26 protein-coding genes are annotated in these 17780 nt (G+C 63.6%); 22 read left to right on the top strand and 4 right to left on the bottom strand.

Annotated features, from left to right (window positions below; all coding sequences use genetic code 11):
- Nucleotides 1–14: 14 nt before the first annotated feature.
- The 4 genes from ettA to V9L17_RS17915 form a co-directional block, all read right to left on the bottom strand.
- Nucleotides 15–1697 carry an energy-dependent translational throttle protein EttA gene (ettA, locus tag V9L17_RS17900; RefSeq protein WP_337349033.1) on the bottom strand — a complete coding sequence of 561 codons (1683 nt, stop codon included), beginning with the start codon at nucleotides 1695–1697 and terminating at the stop codon, nucleotides 15–17.
- A gap of 45 nt (nucleotides 1698–1742) precedes the next feature.
- A complete protein-coding gene (locus V9L17_RS17905) occupies nucleotides 1743–2276 on the bottom strand; it encodes a DUF6993 domain-containing protein (RefSeq protein ID WP_337352340.1) in 534 nt (177 codons plus the stop codon).
- Nucleotides 2277–2367: 91 nt separating this feature from the next.
- On the bottom strand, nucleotides 2368–2916 hold the full coding sequence (locus tag V9L17_RS17910) for a single-stranded DNA-binding protein (protein WP_337352341.1): 549 nt from the start codon (nucleotides 2914–2916) through the stop codon (nucleotides 2368–2370).
- A 239-nt stretch (nucleotides 2917–3155) separates the two neighbouring features.
- Nucleotides 3156–3473, bottom strand: a complete 318-nt coding sequence (locus V9L17_RS17915) for a helix-turn-helix domain-containing protein (RefSeq protein ID WP_337352342.1) — start codon at nucleotides 3471–3473, stop codon at nucleotides 3156–3158.
- 485 nt (nucleotides 3474–3958) lie between these two features.
- On the opposite strand from V9L17_RS17915, the gene V9L17_RS17920 reads away from it, so the two are divergent.
- From V9L17_RS17920 to V9L17_RS18025, 22 genes are all read left to right on the top strand, one after another.
- On the top strand, nucleotides 3959–4570 hold the full coding sequence (locus V9L17_RS17920; protein WP_337352343.1) for a hypothetical protein: 612 nt from the start codon (nucleotides 3959–3961) through the stop codon (nucleotides 4568–4570).
- The gene (locus V9L17_RS17925; protein WP_337352344.1) at nucleotides 4567–4800 is read left to right on the top strand and encodes a hypothetical protein; all 234 of its coding nucleotides are present in this window, start codon (nucleotides 4567–4569) and stop codon (nucleotides 4798–4800) included. The genes V9L17_RS17920 and V9L17_RS17925 overlap by 4 nt, the downstream gene beginning before the upstream one ends.
- The gene (locus V9L17_RS17930) at nucleotides 4797–4994 is read left to right on the top strand and encodes a hypothetical protein (RefSeq protein ID WP_337352345.1); all 198 of its coding nucleotides are present in this window, start codon (nucleotides 4797–4799) and stop codon (nucleotides 4992–4994) included. Before V9L17_RS17925 ends, V9L17_RS17930 begins: the two co-directional genes overlap by 4 nt.
- Nucleotides 4991–5374, top strand: coding sequence for a hypothetical protein (locus V9L17_RS17935; RefSeq protein ID WP_337352346.1), 384 nt, complete (start codon nucleotides 4991–4993; stop codon nucleotides 5372–5374). The genes V9L17_RS17930 and V9L17_RS17935 overlap by 4 nt, the downstream gene beginning before the upstream one ends.
- Nucleotides 5371–6756, top strand: a complete 1386-nt coding sequence (locus V9L17_RS17940) for a ParB/RepB/Spo0J family partition protein (protein WP_337352347.1) — start codon at nucleotides 5371–5373, stop codon at nucleotides 6754–6756. Before V9L17_RS17935 ends, V9L17_RS17940 begins: the two co-directional genes overlap by 4 nt.
- Nucleotides 6749–7132: a hypothetical protein gene (locus V9L17_RS17945; RefSeq protein WP_337352348.1), complete on the top strand. Its 384-nt coding sequence runs from the start codon at nucleotides 6749–6751 to the stop codon at nucleotides 7130–7132. The genes V9L17_RS17940 and V9L17_RS17945 overlap by 8 nt, the downstream gene beginning before the upstream one ends.
- A gap of 114 nt (nucleotides 7133–7246) precedes the next feature.
- Nucleotides 7247–7678, top strand: coding sequence for a hypothetical protein (locus V9L17_RS17950; protein WP_337352349.1), 432 nt, complete (start codon nucleotides 7247–7249; stop codon nucleotides 7676–7678).
- Nucleotides 7679–8003: 325 nt separating this feature from the next.
- Nucleotides 8004–8207 (top strand): hypothetical protein, encoded by a 204-nt coding sequence (locus tag V9L17_RS17955; protein ID WP_337352350.1) that lies wholly within the window; start codon nucleotides 8004–8006, stop codon nucleotides 8205–8207.
- Complete coding sequence (locus V9L17_RS17960; protein WP_337352351.1) at nucleotides 8204–8551, top strand: hypothetical protein; 348 nt, start codon at nucleotides 8204–8206, stop codon at nucleotides 8549–8551. The genes V9L17_RS17955 and V9L17_RS17960 overlap by 4 nt, the downstream gene beginning before the upstream one ends.
- A 136-nt stretch (nucleotides 8552–8687) precedes the next feature.
- On the top strand, nucleotides 8688–8867 hold the full coding sequence (locus tag V9L17_RS17965; protein WP_337352352.1) for a hypothetical protein: 180 nt from the start codon (nucleotides 8688–8690) through the stop codon (nucleotides 8865–8867).
- 16 nt (nucleotides 8868–8883) lie between these two features.
- The gene (locus V9L17_RS17970; protein ID WP_337352353.1) at nucleotides 8884–9066 is read left to right on the top strand and encodes a hypothetical protein; all 183 of its coding nucleotides are present in this window, start codon (nucleotides 8884–8886) and stop codon (nucleotides 9064–9066) included.
- Complete coding sequence (locus tag V9L17_RS17975; protein WP_337352354.1) at nucleotides 9067–10095, top strand: HNH endonuclease; 1029 nt, start codon at nucleotides 9067–9069, stop codon at nucleotides 10093–10095.
- Complete coding sequence (locus V9L17_RS17980) at nucleotides 10088–10420, top strand: VRR-NUC domain-containing protein (protein ID WP_337352355.1); 333 nt, start codon at nucleotides 10088–10090, stop codon at nucleotides 10418–10420. Before V9L17_RS17975 ends, V9L17_RS17980 begins: the two co-directional genes overlap by 8 nt.
- A complete protein-coding gene (locus V9L17_RS17985) occupies nucleotides 10420–11223 on the top strand; it encodes a hypothetical protein (protein WP_337352356.1) in 804 nt (267 codons plus the stop codon). The genes V9L17_RS17980 and V9L17_RS17985 overlap by 1 nt, the downstream gene beginning before the upstream one ends.
- Nucleotides 11224–11625: a hypothetical protein gene (locus V9L17_RS17990; protein WP_337352357.1), complete on the top strand. Its 402-nt coding sequence runs from the start codon at nucleotides 11224–11226 to the stop codon at nucleotides 11623–11625.
- Nucleotides 11626–12182: 557 nt separating this feature from the next.
- Nucleotides 12183–12413, top strand: a complete 231-nt coding sequence (locus tag V9L17_RS17995) for a hypothetical protein (RefSeq protein ID WP_337352358.1) — start codon at nucleotides 12183–12185, stop codon at nucleotides 12411–12413.
- 157 nt (nucleotides 12414–12570) lie between these two features.
- Nucleotides 12571–13059 carry a hypothetical protein gene (locus V9L17_RS18000; RefSeq protein WP_337352359.1) on the top strand — a complete coding sequence of 163 codons (489 nt, stop codon included), beginning with the start codon at nucleotides 12571–12573 and terminating at the stop codon, nucleotides 13057–13059.
- Nucleotides 13052–14491, top strand: coding sequence for a hypothetical protein (locus V9L17_RS18005; protein WP_337352360.1), 1440 nt, complete (start codon nucleotides 13052–13054; stop codon nucleotides 14489–14491). Before V9L17_RS18000 ends, V9L17_RS18005 begins: the two co-directional genes overlap by 8 nt.
- A gap of 12 nt (nucleotides 14492–14503) precedes the next feature.
- Nucleotides 14504–14644, top strand: a complete 141-nt coding sequence (locus V9L17_RS18010) for a hypothetical protein (protein WP_337352361.1) — start codon at nucleotides 14504–14506, stop codon at nucleotides 14642–14644.
- Nucleotides 14641–15804, top strand: coding sequence for a phage portal protein (locus V9L17_RS18015; protein ID WP_337352362.1), 1164 nt, complete (start codon nucleotides 14641–14643; stop codon nucleotides 15802–15804). The genes V9L17_RS18010 and V9L17_RS18015 overlap by 4 nt, the downstream gene beginning before the upstream one ends.
- Nucleotides 15797–16480 (top strand): HK97 family phage prohead protease, encoded by a 684-nt coding sequence (locus tag V9L17_RS18020; protein ID WP_337352363.1) that lies wholly within the window; start codon nucleotides 15797–15799, stop codon nucleotides 16478–16480. The genes V9L17_RS18015 and V9L17_RS18020 overlap by 8 nt, the downstream gene beginning before the upstream one ends.
- A 78-nt stretch (nucleotides 16481–16558) precedes the next feature.
- Entirely contained in the window at nucleotides 16559–17779 is a 1221-nt protein-coding gene (locus tag V9L17_RS18025; RefSeq protein ID WP_337352364.1) for a phage major capsid protein, read from the top strand.
- The last annotated feature ends 1 nt before the right edge of the window (nucleotide 17780 follow it).

Here is a 17780-nt window from a genome sequence, read left to right on the forward strand (position 1 = left end):
CAGTGCGCGGTTGTTCAGTCGCGGGTGAGGCGGCGGTGCGTGACCCGGTGCGGCTTCGCGGCGTCCGGACCCAGGCGTTCCACTTTATTCTCCTCGTAGGATTCGAAGTTGCCCTCGAACCAGTACCACTTGGAGGGGTTTTCCTCGTCGCCTTCGTAGGCGAGGATGTGGGTGGCAACCCGGTCCAGGAACCAGCGGTCGTGCGAAACCACCACGGCGCAGCCGGGGAATTCCAGCAGTGCGTTCTCCAGGCTGCTGAGGGTTTCAACGTCGAGGTCGTTGGTGGGTTCGTCAAGGAGCAGCAGGTTTCCGCCCTGCTTGAGCGTCAGGGCCAGGTTCAGCCTGTTGCGCTCACCGCCGGAGAGTACGCCGGCCTTCTTCTGCTGATCCGGGCCCTTGAAGCCGAACGCGGCGACGTAGGCGCGGGACGGCATTTCCACGTGGCCCACCTGGATGTAGTCCAAGCCGTCAGAGACGACCTCCCACAGGGTCTTGTTGGGGTCGATGCCTCCGCGGCTCTGGTCCGCGTAGGAGATCTTGACGGAGTCACCGATCTTCAGCTCGCCGCCGTCGAGCGGCTCCAGGCCCACGATGGTCTTGAACAACGTGGACTTGCCCACACCGTTGGGGCCAATGACGCCAACGATCCCGTTGCGGGGAAGGCTGAACGAGAGTCCGTCGATCAGCGTGCGGTCGTCGAAGCCCTTCTGCAGGTTCTTGGCTTCCAGGACCAGTCCGCCCAGGCGCGGTCCTGGCGGGATCTGGATCTCTTCGAAGTCAAGCTTCCGGGTACGGTCCGCCTCGGCGGCCATTTCCTCGTAGCGGGCCAGGCGGGCCTTGGACTTGGTCTGCCGGCCCTTGGCGTTGGAGCGGACCCACTCAAGTTCTTCGGTGAGGCGCTTAGCCTGCTTGGCGTCCTTCTTGCCCTGGACTTCAAGGCGGGCGCGCTTCTTCTCCAGGTAAGTGGAGTAGTTGCCCTCATACGGGTAGAGGTGGCCCCGGTCAACCTCGGCGATCCACTCTGCAACGTGGTCCAGGAAGTACCGGTCGTGGGTGACGGCCAGGACGGCGCCGGCGTAGTTGGACAGGTGCTGTTCAAGCCACAGCACGCTCTCGGCGTCCAGGTGGTTGGTGGGCTCGTCGAGCAGCAACAGGTCAGGCTTCTGCAGGAGGAGCTTGCACAGGGCGACGCGGCGGCGTTCACCACCGGAAAGGAGCGTGACGTCAGCATCGGCGGGCGGGCAGCGGAGTGCGTCCATGGCCTGCTCCAGCTGGGAGTCCAGGTCCCAGGCATCGGCCGAGTCAATGGCTTCCTGCAGGTGGCCCATCTCTTCGAGGAGGGTGTCGTAGTCAGCGTCGGGGCTGGCCATTTCCTCGGAGATCTCATTGAAGCGCTGAATCTTGCCGTAGATCTCGCCCACGCCTTCCTGGACGTTGCCGAGGACGGTCTTTTCTTCGTTCAGGGGCGGTTCCTGGAGCAGGATTCCCACCGTGTAGCCGGGGCTGAGCCGCGCTTCGCCGTTCGACGGTGTGTCCAGTCCGGCCATGATCTTAAGAATGGTGGACTTACCGGCACCGTTCGGGCCAACAACACCAATCTTGGCGCCCGGGAAGAAGGACATGCTTACGTCGTCGAGAATAAGTTTTTCGCCAACGGCCTTACGGGCCTTGGTCATTGTGTAGATAAATTCCGCCATGGTTCCAAATCTAGTGGGTTGGCGGGGATAACTCACATTCGTCCGTCAGGCGGGAGCCCCTACAAAGCATTTGCCGCTCGCCAGCACCGGCAGCACCGTGACTGTGACGCTGCCGTCGCGGATTTGCCCGATGACACAGTCCGCGCCCTGCAGGACAGCCGCTTCGATGGCGTCGGCATCCAGCCCGGTGGGTGTGCGGCTTTCGGAAACCTCCAGGGCCGCCTTCGGGATACCCACCCCGGCAAGTGCATCCGTTACCTGGGCCGTGGCGGGCTTTGGAGTGCTGGCGGCCAGGCGGTTCAGGGCGTCGGCAAGGGTCTGCTTCAGCGTGGATGTGGCAGGGTCTTCTTCCGCTGCCGGGCCGGTTGCCTGGGCAGCGGCCGGCGCCGTGGTACCCGCCGGCATCGTGGCACTCGGGTCTGCTGTGGATGTCGCGGTGCAAGCCGTCAGTGCTGCGGCACCGGCAAGGCAGGCGACAACCGCGATGAGTACCTTGCGGGAGGAAGCGCCGGATGATGACGGAAATCCCGGCCGGGGAGCTTCTTGATGGTTCGGCCGGTGATTCGTCGTGCTCGTCATGCCGCCATTCTGCCACGCCGCAACGCCGGGGGTTGTTGCGGCGTGGCGGGCCGTGGAGCGGCCGCCCGGCGTGGCATGAAGCGCGGCGCCCTCAGGTCGCGGCCCCTGCGAGCTCGCCCGTTTCGGTGTCCAGGGTGACGTAGTCGCCATTGGTGTCCTCGATGGTGACGTCCTTCGGGATTCCGTCTTCCTCCGTGTAGTCATCAGGCTCAGGGTCCCCTCCTGTCCCGTCATAACCGTCGCCGCCGGGCCGGTTTGCCACCTCAGAGTCCGGCAGCTCGTTCTTCGGGGTCCGGTTGTAGTTAGCTGAGCCCCACTTCAGATCGTGGCCCACGGCGTCGGCGTTTATTTCAGCCGTGTGGAAGACGCGTCCGTCCCGTTCCCAGCTCGCCAGCTTCAACCGGCCAACCACGATGACCCGCTGGCCCTTCTTGATGCTGCAGCCCATATTGCCGGCCAGTTGGCGGTAGCCCTGGACCGTGAACCAATTCATGTGGTCCTCGACCCATGTGCCCGAAGTTTTGTCGAAATGACGGGAAGGGGATCCAAGCCGGAACGAGGCCGTCCCAACGCCGGTGGTGGTGGTCGACGTGGTGACGTCTGTGGCCACAAAGCCCCGGATGGTGATGATGTCGCTCATGATGAAGTCCTGTCTCGAAGGTGGTGCCCAACCGGGCAAAACCAGCTTCGCGTGGACTCTGTGCTCCCGCGAGGGGCAATTTTTCGTATGTGAACAACGCTTCCAAGAACGGCGCTGTGGAGGACGGGTGCCTGCGTGAGCGTCGCAGCAGCCGGGGCCATGTAAACTTTTGATGCGCCCGGAATATAGGCTCCGGACACCACGTGCCCCAGTAGCTCAGGGGATAGAGCAGCGGCCTTCTAATCCAAAGGCTTGCGATCTGAGACCGACTCAGGTTTTGGGGTGCTTTCGCCGCCGTCCGGATCACACGGGTTGATGGCCGTTGCCATCCCCGTCTTCAGCCATTCGACATCTACGTCGCATACGACAGCCCAGGCGTTCACAACAAGCTTGCCTGGCATCGTGTTGCCCCGCTCATAATTCGACACTGTGGCTCGGCTGATGCCAAGCTCCCCGGCAATGTCAATCTGCTCAAGGCCTTTCAATTCTCGCGCTAAACGGAGCCGGTCTTTCAGCTGAAATTCCGGGACTCGACTGTGCATCGGTTGGGTGCTCATGAGTCAAAGCTATGTCACAGACAAAGCTTTGTCTAGATTCGCAATCACAATTTTTATGTAATTCAACACACATGTCTTGATGCTTTCTTGAGACAAGCCTTTGACATATGCCAACCATGCGCTATCTTTGACACATGCCAAAAACCGCACCCAGCCTGATCACGACAGCGCAAGCGTCCGAGGTCTCGGGCAAGAACTGGCGGACCATTATTCGGCTCGTTGAGCGGGGCGACCTAAGCCCAGCTCAGAAGCTCCCTGGTCTTCGCGGTGCTTACCTGTTCCACCCCAGCGATATAGAGGCCCTCAAGCCAGCGGAAGCTGCGCCGGCGGCCGAATCTCCCTAACAGCCTCGGTCTCCCCAGGCAACAAAGAAGCGGTCCAGTGACCTCTCGCCAAAGAAATCCACTGGACCGCCATTCGATAACCCAAGAGCCAGGCCCTTTGCGACGGGTCACCTGGCTCTCGAATCAGAATCGAGTCTATCAATGGACGCTTCGAGTTCACAGGAAAAGATCGTGGAGCCGCCCCGGCACCTGTTCTTCGGTGTCGAGGACCGCCGCCTCGGCGGCCGTGCCGGGCTGACCGATAAGCACATTGCAGTTGAGAAGACCCGCCGGCACCAGCTGGCGGAACACGTCATCAACTCCGCCATCCAGGTAACCAACGCCGTCCGCACCATGCGGACCTTCGACCGAACCGGCAACGCCGACCAGGTACTCGACCACCTCTCCTGCTCGCTGGAAGACCTGGTCAAACAGACGAACAACCTCATTGCCGAGGTAGAGAAGTCAGTAGACCGCTACGGCGACGGGCTGGAGGAGCTGGCCGCCCGCGACGCAGCCGAAGCCGCCGCCGACCTGAACCGCTGCGCCCACTCCCCTGACAAGGTCTGTGACAACTGCGAGCCCGCGCACATCGAAAGCCACCTCCCCGCCGTTGAGACTCCGGCAGCCGCGACGCCAACCCCCCAGGCGCTCGCGGCTGCCGGCCCCAAACCCGGCCCCCGCCCGATCGCCGTCGTCAACGTCCACAACGCCGACGACGTCGCCCAGGTCAAGGCGAACCTTGGCCTGGCTTTGGACAGGATCTCCCGGTGAAGGCGCGCATCAAGCGGTTCGCCGTCGTCCACCCCGTGGGCCACGCACCTTATAAGGAACGCGCTGACTTGCACTACCGGGACAACAAGGAGCTGGCCGCCCAGCTCACCACGTACGCCCGCGGGAAGTGGCCGGCGCCGCAGACGATCGACGTCGACGTCCACGCCAAGCACATCCTGATCAACGGCGTGCACCGCGCCAATTTCTCAATCCACGAGTACCGGTCATGAGGCCCCCATCAGTGCGGGTCGGCCGGAATCGCCGCCGCACGTTCCTCTACACCCCGCTCCTGATCCTCGGGGCCCTCGCCTTCATTGCGTCCCTGGCTCCCTTCCCGATCATCAACTCCGGCTATCTGGCCGGCGTCACCTTCCTTATAGCCGGCACCGCCGGATTCGTACTTGAGACAGGACCAGAGTCATGACCGAACAGCCAGTCGAGACAGAACAGCAGTTCCTCGGCAACGATCCTATGGAAGGACTTGCAGGCGTCGTCTCCGTGCAGGTACTTCCCATCCTCACGGACGGACAGCAGGAAGTACTGGAGAGGGCCAGGCAGCACTACGTGCCTGGCGCGCACCTCCTCCGCGGCCCGCTCTGGTCACCGGCCGACAACGTCGAGCTTTCGGCTCTCGTCCGCAAGTGCACCAACGCCAACAAGCTGCTGGCCATCGCCAAAGCCGAGGCCGCGAAAGCAGAAGACGCCTTGAGTCTCGCGCTCGGCGTTGAGAACGAAGCCGCCGAAGCCGTCCGCGCTGCCGAGCTGGACCTGATCGACTTCACCAGGAAGGACACCGGACTGTGAGCACCCGATTCCAGGAGATCCACATCGACCAGCTGGTCGTCCACCCGAAGAACGTCCGCCGCGACGTCGGCAACGTCGTTGACCTCGCCAACAGCATCAGCGAGCAGGGCATCCTCCAGCCCCTGGTAGTCGCCCCGTACCTCGGCAGCCCCGATGACAACCCCGTGACCGGCTCCCGATACATCATCATCGCGGGCCACCGCCGGCACGCGGGCGCCAAGCTCGCCAACGTCGATAGCCTCCCCTGCGTTATCCGCGACGACATCAACACCGAGCCCCGCCAGCTCGAAGCCATGATCGTCGAGAACACCCAGCGCACCGACCTGACGGTCCTCGAAGAAGCCGAGGGCTACCAGGCACTCCTCGAGTTCCCCGGCTACTCCGTCAAGTCCGTAGCCAAAGCCACCGGGCGCTCGCAGGCCACGGTCCGGAAGCGTCTGCTGCTGAACAAACTCAATGAGGACGCTAAGGGCAAGCTGGAGGATCACACCCTCAACGTTGACCAGGCACTTGTTCTTGTCGACTTCGCCGAGGACCAGGACGCCACGGAGAAGTTGCTCGAAGCCGCGGCCAGCGGGCGTGACTGGAACTTCACTGTCCGGATGGAGACCCGCCGCCGCGATGCCCCGGCGAAGAAAGAGCAAGCGACGAAGGATCTCGAAGACGCCGGCGCTAAATACGTCCCCGAAGCCACCCTGTACACCGGCGGCTGGAATCGGATCTACGAGAACGAAGCCAACGCCATCACCATCGCGGAGCACGTCGCCGCCGGTCACCAGTGCATCGTGGACACATGGGGCGACATCCAGTGGCACGAGAAGCCGGCCAAGGCACCCAGAGCCGCGAAGCCGGAGATGACCGAGGAAGAGAAGGAAGCCAAACGCCGCGACGCCGCCCTCACCGCCGCGCTGGATATCGCCCACGCCGTCCGCGCTGAGCACATCAAGACCGTGATCAAGGCGCCACCCGAAGGCGCCGCCGACGAAGCCCTTTACCGGCTCCTGCTCGACCACCTGCACCGTCGCACAACGTTGTTCGCCGAGATCACAGGCCGGGCCCCGAATAAAGAAGATGACCACTTCGCTATCAAGGCAGCCCTTCAGGACATGACCGTTGAACAGATGGCGCTCCTGCTGCACCTCGCGAGCAAGTCCCAGGAAGACGAACTGCTGAAGCTCCAAGGATGGGACGCCGGGGACTTCACCTACAAGTGGCACACAAAGGGCTGGATCGAAGACCTGGGCACCGTGTACCACTACGAACTCTCCAGCGTCGAACAGGAAGTACTTGACCACTTCCAGACCGAATACGACGAGCGGATGGCAAGCCTCATGTCCGAACCCGATGATGACCAGGAAGAAGAAGACGAAGACGATGAGTAGCCACTTCCTCACCCGCAACCCTGATAACGACCCGGTCTGCTCCTGCGGGTTCCGGCCCTCCATCCTTGAGGAGGCCGCCCCGGCCGGTAGGCAGTGGAAGGCCCGGACCGACGTCCTGAACCACGCCGACGCCCTCAACGAGGTGGAGCGGGTCAATGCCCCGTTCCTTGTCAAGGACGCCCGCTACCCGCGGGCCGGTGTCCGGCAGACCGACGACGGCCGCTGGCTCCTCACTTGCTGGGACGCTGACCGGATCGTCCACGTCATCGAAGAACCGATCTTCGACGACCGGGTGACCGCCTTCGACTTCGGCTGGCTGACCATCGGTGCTTGCCGCCAGAACGGGACCAACTTGAACGGGTGGGCCGCCGCGTGAGCACCAAGGCGCAGAACGACCAGCCCGCCCAGCTCGAACGCTGCGGCTCATGCAATGGCGTCATCAATCAGCAGACCGGCGAATGCCGCTGCTCCTGACAGGAAGGCAAGGAACATGGTTGAAATCAAATGGGAAGAACCGCCTCGGCGCGGTATCGGTCCTGGTGCCCGCGGGATCTATCACGACATCATTGACCAGCTCAAAGAGAACCCCGGACGGTGGGCGAAAGTCATTGCTGACTGGCCCAGCAACAAGCCGCCGAACGTCTTCCGGCAGAACAAGTGCGAGATCGTCGTCCGCCGGAACGAGGACAAGACGACCTGGTCGATCTACTCACGGTACGACGACCCTGCCGCCGCAGCGGCTGAGGCGGCCAAGGAAGCGGCGAAGCAGAAGGTCACCGCTGCGGTCTCAACGGGCACGGCGCTGAAGCCCCCGCCCCCGCCGCTCCCGCGCAAGGGAGCGCCAGCTCCGGCCAACGACATGGGGATGAGTAAGTTCCTCGCCGAGCGTCGCGCCCGCGGCGCCGTGGACCGGCCCGAGTGATTCACCCTGGTGCCGGCGTCCCCGGCACCGCACGGGCCCGATAGGCAGCCACCTGCTGAAACCAATCCCCCCATGAGGAATCAGCAACCGGCCCCGGTTCGAATCCGGGCGGGCCCCCGAAGTACCGAACCACCAGAGAGGCAGCCATGGTCACCGACGAACACGGCAGGGAACACAACGACGTCGGAGTCGGCGCCGCATCCTCCTGGAGCCGAAGACCCAACCGCTACCCCGGCTGCAGCTGTCCGGCCTGGCGCTACAACCCCCGCCATATCCGACCTACCAACCCCGACTGCCCCACCCACGGAACAGGAAGCGACAACACATGAACTTCTGGAATTACCTCGCACTCGCCGCCTCGGTCTTCGCCGGCCTGCTTGCACTCGTTGCGGTGATCCGCCTGCTGGCCGTCTACCTCGGCAACAAAGTGTGGACAGGCCGCGGCGGCATGCAGCTCAACTGCTTGCAAGCCGCGGTGTGCGTGCCGCTGGCCATCTGGCTGTTCACCGTATCGGGCGTGATCGCATGACGAAGCTCAGCAGCTCACTACCCAAGGAATACGACGAAGACGGACTCGGGTCCATCAACTCCGACCTGGTAGCGCGGCCCACCGACACGCAGATGGTCATCGCCATGATCGACTGCAAGTCCATCACCCGCGACATCGACACCGGCCTTGACATCGCAACGGCCCGAATCCTACACATCGAGCCGCTACGCGAGCACGAGGCCGAACAGGCCCGCGAGATGCTGAGCAACGCCCAGGAACGTCGGACCGGAAAGCGGCCGATCCCCGGCATCGTTGACGGCGGAACCGGCGAGATCCTCCGGGAAGGCTCCGGAGTCACCTTCATCAACGGCGCAAAGTCATGAGCACCCGGCTAAGCCCCGACTGCCGCGACAGCAATCACCAGAAGTGCGATCGTCTCGCGTGGAACGAAGAGACCGACGAAACCGACTACTGCATGTGCGACTGCGGATGTGACGGGATCGGGCAAGAGGCCTTGGCATGAGGTACACAATCCCAACATCCAGCCGGCCAATCATCATCGACGAACCGGACCCGCCAGCGCTCGCCGATCCCGAAGGCATGGCCCTGGTCCAGGCGATCCATGATCGCAAGAAAAGAGGAAGCACCGATGAAACCGCCGAAGCGAGTTCAGTGGAAGTGGCCGGAGGGCTGGCGTAAGCCGAGCGAAGCTTCCGTGGAGTACTGGGCCACGATCGCCGTAGCCGTGCTGCAGGTCTTACTGTCGTTCGAGGATGAGGGCACGGACCTTGTCTACCGACTCTTCGGAGCAGGCTTCCTGATCCTCCATGCGCACGGCCGGCGCATCCTTGCAGCAGTGCGCGACGCGCGGAACGCGGACCAGGCAGGGCAGAGCTAAGTGTCCTGGCTCAAAGGCAGCGATAAGGCCGCAACGTTCCCGAAGGCGTTGAACGCCCCGCACTTCAGCGACGGCGAGATCAGCGTCAACGAAATGTTCGGCTTCATCCTGCGGTGCGCGTTCGAATCGGCCGCGCACCGAACCGACTACGTAATCGAATTCGGCGTGGCAATGATGATGGGAGGCCCCAACTACTCACAGCTGATCAAGGTCGCCGAGCAGAGCGGCCTGCTGGAGCAGTTGGAGACCGACGGCGCCCCGTCCTGGAAAATCATCGAAGACCCGGACTTCATCCACCTGATCACGAAGGCCGAGCAGGAATGGATGAACCAGCAGAAGCGCGACTCCCGCGACACCAAGCTGACCTCGGCCGTCAGGCTCCGCGACGGCGACTCCTGCCGCTACTGCCTGAAGATCGTCTACTTCGGCGCCGACCGCAAGTCAGCCCGCGCCGGCAGCTACACCAGGGCCGGCAGTTACGACCACGTCATATCCGGCGAGGCCGCCACCATCGAGACGCTCGTCGTCGCCTGCGGTGAATGCAACTCGAAGAAGAAGGACAACGACGACGCCCTGGACCTCCAGCCGGCCCCGTCCGAACCGTTCTACTCCCCCTCAACAGCCGCGTGGCTTGCCAAGCACGGCCACAACGTAACCCCCAGCGCCAAACACCCCGCACTCAAGAAGAAGGCCACCACAGCCGACGGCACGCCGTCAGCGCCGCGCCCCGTCGAGCAGCCCACACCGGCAGCTCCGGGAAGTATCCAGGCAACGGAAGCACCATCCGGCCAGGCCAGCAGCACCGACGACACACCGGGCCAAGGAAGCGCCACCACACCCGCAACCGCCGATCAGCCAGATCCGGCAGGTCACAAGCCCGACGGATCTAGATATGTCGGGTCGGGTCATGGGACGGGTCATGGGTCGGGCAGTGCAGGGAGACCAGCCCAGCCCCCTGCTAAACCAAACCCTCAATCAAAAACCAAACCCCGCCGCAGACGACCACGGACCAGAGGACGCAATGCCTGATCCTAAAACTGCTTTCATTCCGAAACTGACAGAAGCCCAGTTCCAGCAGCAGGTCATCGACCTTGCCAAGCTCCATGGGTACCGCCTGATCTACCACACCCACAACAGCCGGCGCTCAGCCCCTGGCTTCCCCGATCTGGTCATGGTCAGCGAGCATCGTTGCCGGGCGTTGTTCCGTGAGTTGAAGACCGACTCCGGGCGCATGTCCCCCGAGCAATTCGATTGGATCACCAGCATGTCCCTGGCCAAGCTGAACGCCGGGGTCTGGCGCCCGTCAGACCTCCAGTCAGGGCGGATCGTCAAAGAGCTGCGGGGTGACGCCTGATGGATTCATGCGATCTCGGATACGTCTACCGAACCGAGCTGCCTGACGGCCGGGTGCTGAAGCTGCCCTACCGCATCGCGATCAAGCAGGCCGCATATCCCAACGCCTGCATCTTCCACGACGAAGAACCAATCCCCGCCGCCGCAGGCAGTCACCTATGCCCGATGTGCGCCGATGGACTCAACAAGAGCGTGGCCGACATCGCCGAGTGCTGGTCCGACCTCGAAGACGCCATGCTTCCGAGTGGCCGCGCCGCCAGCTCCGAGCCCGTCAGCGGAACCGGGGATCTCTACCCGCCGCTGCCCATCAACCCGGAAGTCGCCGACGTCCGGGCCCGTGCGCTCTCGATCATCAGGACCATCATCGGCCAGCTGATCCTTGACCTGCCAGACCGGCGGCTGCCTGCTGATCAGTCGGCCGGGCTGCTGGCCAGCTGGATAGTCAACTGGCACAGCGGTTACCTGGTCACCCACCCATCGGCCGGCCACGTCCGCGCAGTGTGCACCGAGCTGGCCGCCGTGGCCTGGGACGTGCGAGGTGTGATCTACCGGAGCAGGCCCGTCGAGGTGAAGATCCAGTCGGACCACTGCCATCAGCTGGTGCCAGGGCCGGACAAGACCAAGGTCCCGTGCCGTGGGGAAGTCGTTGCCATCCAGACCTCAGACGGGAAGAAGGTAGTCAGGTGCAGTGTGGATATCACCCACCGTGTGCCAGCTGACCAGTGGTTCTACACGCACGCAAACCGGCGCCCAGGCAGGGCAGCCAGCGCACTCAAGAAGAAGTACATGAAAGCGAGGAACTGAATGAGCCAGAGACGTCCACTCGGAGAACCAGGCGCTGCCCGTCCGTCGATGGAGAACACCTGCGGTTACGACGCCGGGATCACAGACGGCCCCCGCTGCGGGAAGCCTGCGACCTGGCATCTGACTATCGGCTCCCCAATCACCGGCCCCGCCGACTGGGCCGCCATGGCTTGCGACGAGCACGCCGGCCCGGTCATGGACAACTCGTGGGACTGGCATGCAGTGTCCGGTGTGTGCGACGTGCCCGGGACGATGTGGCAGCCGGGCACGCATCAGGGCGAGGGCTTCTGCTTCTGGCCGGAAGCGGAAGCCGCGATGCACGAAGCCGCAGCTGAAACGCCAACAATGTTCGCCACGCCCGGACACGCCGACGTCCCACACATACTTGACTTAAGGATCTAAATTATGGGGTGAGCTGGTGTTTCGCACCCAGCCACAGTCAGAGCCTCGACCGGGTTAGCCGGCGGGGCTCTTCTCATGTGTGCAGGTGGTGGGTCAGATGCCGGCGCTTGATGAGTGGGACCCGAGGCGTGGCAGGTCAGGCAGGCCATGGCAACGCCTAGTAAAGAGGTACTGCATACCCGGCGCGGTCTGCGCCTGGTGCAATGAGGAGATCGTCTTCGGGCTTCGGCCTCGGCATCCCCTCGGCCCATCGCTCGACCACATCATTGCCCTGATCGACGGCGGCCACCCCACCGCGAGCTGGAACCTTCAGCCCATGCATCTCGGGTGCAACGTGAAGAAAGAAAACCATCGCCGGCGGCTGGCAAAGGCAGGTGCCCGGCGCACCGAACGACCGCTTACGAAGCTGCAAGCCGCGATGAAAAACCGCTAGAACACGCGGATTTTTTAGGAATTCGGAGTGTGGGCGACCCGCGCATCTTCCATTTTTTCTCTCCCTTGGAAAACCCCTGATCTTCCCTTTTTGAAAGGGACACCATCACGAAGGAGAACACCCGATGAGCAAGTCACCGGACGAATGCCCCGAAGCACCCTTCCACGGAAAACCGTTCAGGTATTGCCCGAGGTGCGATTGGATCGAGCCCGCGCAGAAGTGCAAGCACTGCGGCGTGAAGGTGGTCCATGGCCCCGGTGCCTGGTATCACGAACTCGGCGAAGGCTCGCTGATGGTTCGCTGCGATCCAAAGAAGTCAGGTCAGCCCTACGGTCTGAATGCAGAGCCGGTGTGAAGCTCCTAACCGCGGACCTATGGTGTTGGCTCGGCCGGCATCGGTTTGAACGTCCCTACTACAGCGACCCCGTTGGCGCTCAAGTAGCTATCTGTCTCCGCTCCAATAGGTGCCGAGGCAAGTTACATCTGGTCAGCGACGCAGGCAGGAGGCCACGATGGCGAAGCAGAGAAGTACGGCCGTCAAGCACGGTGATAAGCCGGGTCTGACCGGTTACCGGAAGGGCTGCCGGTGCGACGTCTGCGGCCAGGCGAAGAGCGATGACAACGCCGCGTACCGGGCGAAGAAGCGGCTGCAGGAAGCCACTGACGTGGACGCCGCGCAGCATTTCTTCCCCACAGCGCCCGAGATTGAGCCGTCGTCGATGGCCATCGCCTGGGCGGCGCCCGCCGGCCAGATCGAAACCACCCTCATCTCAGAGCTTGACGCGCTGATCGGTGAGCCGCCATTCAAGAAAACTCTCCTGGTTCTGGCCAAGTACAACGCCCGGGTGCTGGATCAGATCCCGCAGCTGGAGCGCCCGGACCTGATCAGCGGCATGCAGTCCCGCCTGTTCAACGTCTTCGACCGGCTGCGTAGGACCGAGACAGCCGCCGGAGCGGCCAGCTCTTGGGACATGTCGGCACTACTGACGACGGATGACTGAGCCGAGGAACCCCGCGCCGCGCTTCGCCACCCAACGGAACTACACCAGGAAGACTCTGGGCGGTTCGGTCTGCAAGGTCATGGAGGCTTCAGGCCGCGCACCGATGCCGTGGCAGAGGGACGCACTCGCCGTCACGTGCGAGATCGACCCGGCAACCGGCCTGTTTTGGTACGACACCATCATCCTGGTTGTCCTCCGGCGTGCCGGGAAGACCACAATCAGCCGGGCCAAGCTCACCCACCGGGCACTGACCACCATCGACGGCCGCATGATCTACACCGCGCAGAACCGACTGAAGGCGCTCAAGCGGCTCCGCGATGACTTCTACCTCCCGCTGTACCGGTCACCTCTCCGCGAGACGCTGGAGAAGCCACGCTGGCGCGGCGGTGAGGAAGCAGTCAGATGGAAGACCGGCTCGGAACTGGCCATCGATACCGTGTCCGAGAACGCCGGCCACGGCGACATGAACCACGAAGGGCACATCGACGAGGCCTACGCCCACGCTGACAACACCCTCGAAGGCGGTCTCCAGCCCACGCTGATGACCGTCGATGGCTCCCAACTATGGGTGCTGTCCGCTGCCGGCAAGGCGCATTCGGGCTACCTGCAAGACAAGGTGGAAGTCGGGCGCGCCCTGGTCGAATCCGGACGCGAGACCCGGACCTGCTACATCGAGTATTCGGCACCCGATGATTGGGACCCGGCCGACCCAGAGTCGGTATCCATGACCCATCCGGGCATCGGACACACGATCAGCCTTGACCGTGTGATGTCCCTGCGGGATGCATCCAAGGACATGAGCGAGTGGGAACGCGCATGGCTCGGCTGGTGGCCCAAGCCGAAGACGCCGCCGCGGGTGATCCCCACCTCGGCGTGGGAATCGAACTACCACACTGGCGACGAAGATGCCTGGGTCGGGACACCGTTCTGGACCATCGACACATCACCGGACCGTGAGACAACATCCATCGCCATGGCCGCAGCGTCCACAGTGCCAGGCAAGACCTGCTACGTGGAGCTGTACGACCAGCTGCTCGGCACGGCCGGCGTCGTCTCGGCACTGGTCAAACTGCGGTCACAGTTCGGCGGGAACATCATCGCTCTGGACGGCAACGGCGCGGCGAAGTCCCTGCGCAAGGATCTCGAAGCTGAAGGCTTCGAAGTTATACCGGTGTCCGGCCCAAACAGGGTCGATGCCTGCGGCGGATTCTACGACGACGCCCTGGTCGGTGACCTTCGGTTCGAGAATGACCCGCTGCTGAACACGGCAATGGGTAACGCGGTCAAACAATCGGTCGGTGGCCGCGCGTGGATCTTCGCCCGTAACCGCACCCTCGCTGACATCTCCGGTCTGTACGCCGTGGTGTTTGCCCGCTGGCTCTTCAAGGAGAAGGCCGGCGACAACTACAACGTGCTGGATTCAGTGCTTTAGAAGGAGATGAGAATGCGCCCCTGGGTTACTACGGTCCTCGATTTTGTGGGCGCTGCCCTGATCGTCGCCGGCATTGCCCTGGTCTTTGTTCCTGCCGCGCTCGCCGTGGCAGGGCTGGCTCTGCTTGCTATCTCGTGGAGGGCCAGCCGATGAGTGTTTTCTTCGGGAACGAACAACGGTCCGGATCGCTGGACGGGGTCCTCGGCAGCGGGTTCTCCACAGACGGCGGGCTGAGAAGCAGCAGCATGAAGAGCGCCCTGCGGGTCGTCCCGGTCTATTCGGCAACCAGCCTGATCGCCGACTCACTGGCCGTCACGCCTCTCGCCGGGTATCAGGAGACCCCATCCGGCGGCAAGGCTTCCATGCCGAAGCAGCCGGGCCTGGTCCTCAACCCGAACCCGAATCTGCTGGGAACACGGATCGATTGGATTCACCAGTGCGTCACCTCGGTGAAACTCCGGGGGAACGCCTACGGGACGATCGTTGATTACGACAGTTTCGGTGCGTCGAAGGTCCAGTGGCTCAACCCTGACAGCGTCTACGTGGACGAGTCCGGCCCGCTGCCGGTGTACATACACAACGGCAAGGAACTCGAATACGCCTCAGTGGTCCACATCGCCGAGTACGTGGTCCCGGGTTCTGTCGTGGGGCTCTCCCCCATCGAGCTGTTTCGGCAGCAGTTGGACATGGCACGCAGCGCCCAGGACTTCGGGACGAACGTGTTCCGCCGCTCGGGCGTTCCGTCCGGGCACCTGAAGAACACGACCAAACAGCTCTCTGCAATGGAAGCCGGCGTGGTCAAGAGCCGCTTCAAGTCCTCGGTGACCAACGGCGATGTGTTTGTCTCCGGCAATGACTGGGACTACAGCAAGCTGAGCCTGTCCATGGCCGACGTCCAGTTCCTCGATTCGATCAAGGCCACGGCCAACCAGATCGCAGCAATCTACAAGGTGCCCCCCGAGGAGATCGGCGGGGACTCCGGCAGCAGTCTCAAGTACACGACGGAAGAACTCAACCAGCAGAAGTTCATCCGCCGGGCGCTGCAGCCCACGGCCGTCCGACTGGAGCACCACCTGAACCGGCTCCTGAACCCGGGCCTGTACGTGAAGTTCAACCTCAACGCCAGCGCCCGCGGTGACCTGAAGTCCCGCATGGACGCCTACAAGGTCGGACTCGAAATCGGCGCCTACACCCTGGAGCAGGTCCGCGAGTTCGAGGACTTCGAGATGCTCACCAAAGAAGAGACCGAACAGTGGCAACTCTGGTTCGGCCAAGTGAAGAAACTACAGAACGGAGGTGGTTCCGGTGCGTGATCTGGAGCTGCGCCATATCAGCCTTCCGGTGGAATTCCGGGAGACCCCCTCGGGCCTGGGCACCCTCAGCGGTTACGCCTCCGTCTTCAACAGGCTCTCCCAGAACCTGGGCGGCTTCGTCGAGCGGGTGGACCCGGTGGCCTTCAACAAGTCGCTGGCCGACCAGGTGCCCGTCCTCGCCCGGTACAACCACGACGACAACCACCTGCTGGGCACCAGCGAGGGCGGCACACTGACGCTCGAGGTAGACGGCACCGGCCTGCGGTATGACGTCGCCTTGCCGGATACCTCCAGTGGCAGGGACGTCCGGGAGTTGGCCAAGCGCGGTGACCTGCGCTACTCCAGCTTCGCGTTCCGGACCGTTGCCGACGACTGGGACTTCACCCCCGAAGGCTTCCCGATGCGGACCCTGCTGGCCGTCCAGCTGGTCGACGTCGCACCGGTCAACAATCCGGCGTACCGGGACACCACCACGGGCCTGCGCTCCCTGGCTGACCGACTCCACATGGAGGTATCCGAAGTCAGGGACACCGCACCGGAGGAGCTGCGCAAGCTGCTCCTGGCCCCCATAGATTCCCGCACCGATGAGGAGCGGGCAGAGGAAGAGCGAGGGCAGGGCGAAACCCACCCGAACCTCTCCCTCTACCGGCGCCGGCTGGATCTCTCCGGCGTCTAGTAATGCCCGTGGGCAGGGCGAAACCCACCCGCACCTCACCGCAGTAAACACTTCGACATTTCCGGAAAGGAAAATGCCATGAGCAAAGTGCTCGCAAAGAAGCTGCTCGAAAAGCGCGCAGCCGCCCACGAAAAGGGCAAGGCCATCATCGACGCCGCGGAGTCCGAGGGCCGCGCCCTCAGCGCCGAGGAAGAGAACTCGTTCAACGAGATCACCGCCGAGATGGATTCCCTGCGCTCGCAGGCTGACCGTCTCGTCGCATTCGAGGACGAGCAGCGCGACATCGAGGCTTCCCTCGGTAACATCCCGGGCCGCGGCGAAGACCGCAACCAGGAAGCCGCGGAGGTCCTGCTGCGCAACATGCTCAAGGGCCGCACCGGCGCATGGGAGTACGCACCCACCCACGCGGAGCGCCAGGAAGTCCGGGCACTCGTCAAGGGCACCCCGTCCGCCGGCGGCTACACCGTGCCGACCACGTTCTACGGCCAGCTCATGGAGCACGCCATCGAAACGTCGGCGATCCTCTCCGCTGGCGCGACGATCCTCTACACCTCCAGCGGTGAAGAGATCAGCGTTCCCGTCACGGTCTCCGCTCCCACCGGCGCGCAGGTCGCTGAAGGTGCAGTCATCCCGACGTCCGAGCCCGTGCTCGGCAAGCGGTCCCTGTACGCGTACAAGTTCGGCAACCTCAGCCAGCTCAGCCGCGAACTGGCCGACGATTCCGCGTTCGACCTTGAGGGCTTCATCGCCCGCCAGGCCGGCCGCGCCATCGGCAACGCCTTCGGCGCGAAGCTGGTAGCAGGCACGGGCACCAACGAGCCGTCAGGCCTGATCACGTCCACCACGCTGGGCAAGACCGGCGGAACCGGGGTTGTCGGCGCCCCCACCTGGGATGACCTGATCGACCTGTTCTACTCGGTCATCGGCCCGTACCGGAACAGCCCGGCTGCCGGCTGGCTGATCAAGGACGGCACCGCCGCGACGCTCCGCAAGATCAAGGACCTGGAAGGCCGGTACATCTGGCAGCCGTCCGTCATCGTCGGGCAGCCCGACATGATCGAAGGCAAGCCGGTCTTTACCGACCCGAACATGCCGAGCATCGGCCTGGGCAACAAGTCGGTGGCCTTTGGTGACATGTCAGCCTACTTCGCCCGCATCGTCAACGGCGTCCGCTTCGAGCGCTCCGACGACTTCGCGTTTGACAAGGACCTGATCACCTACCGCGCCATCATCCGCGGCGACGGTGTCCTGGTGGACCAGACCGGTGCTGTCAAGCACTTCGCCGGCGGCGCTTCCTAGC

Source organism: Pseudarthrobacter sp. CCNWLW207, from assembly GCF_037203945.1.
Classification (GTDB): Bacteria; Actinomycetota; Actinomycetes; order Actinomycetales; family Micrococcaceae; genus Arthrobacter.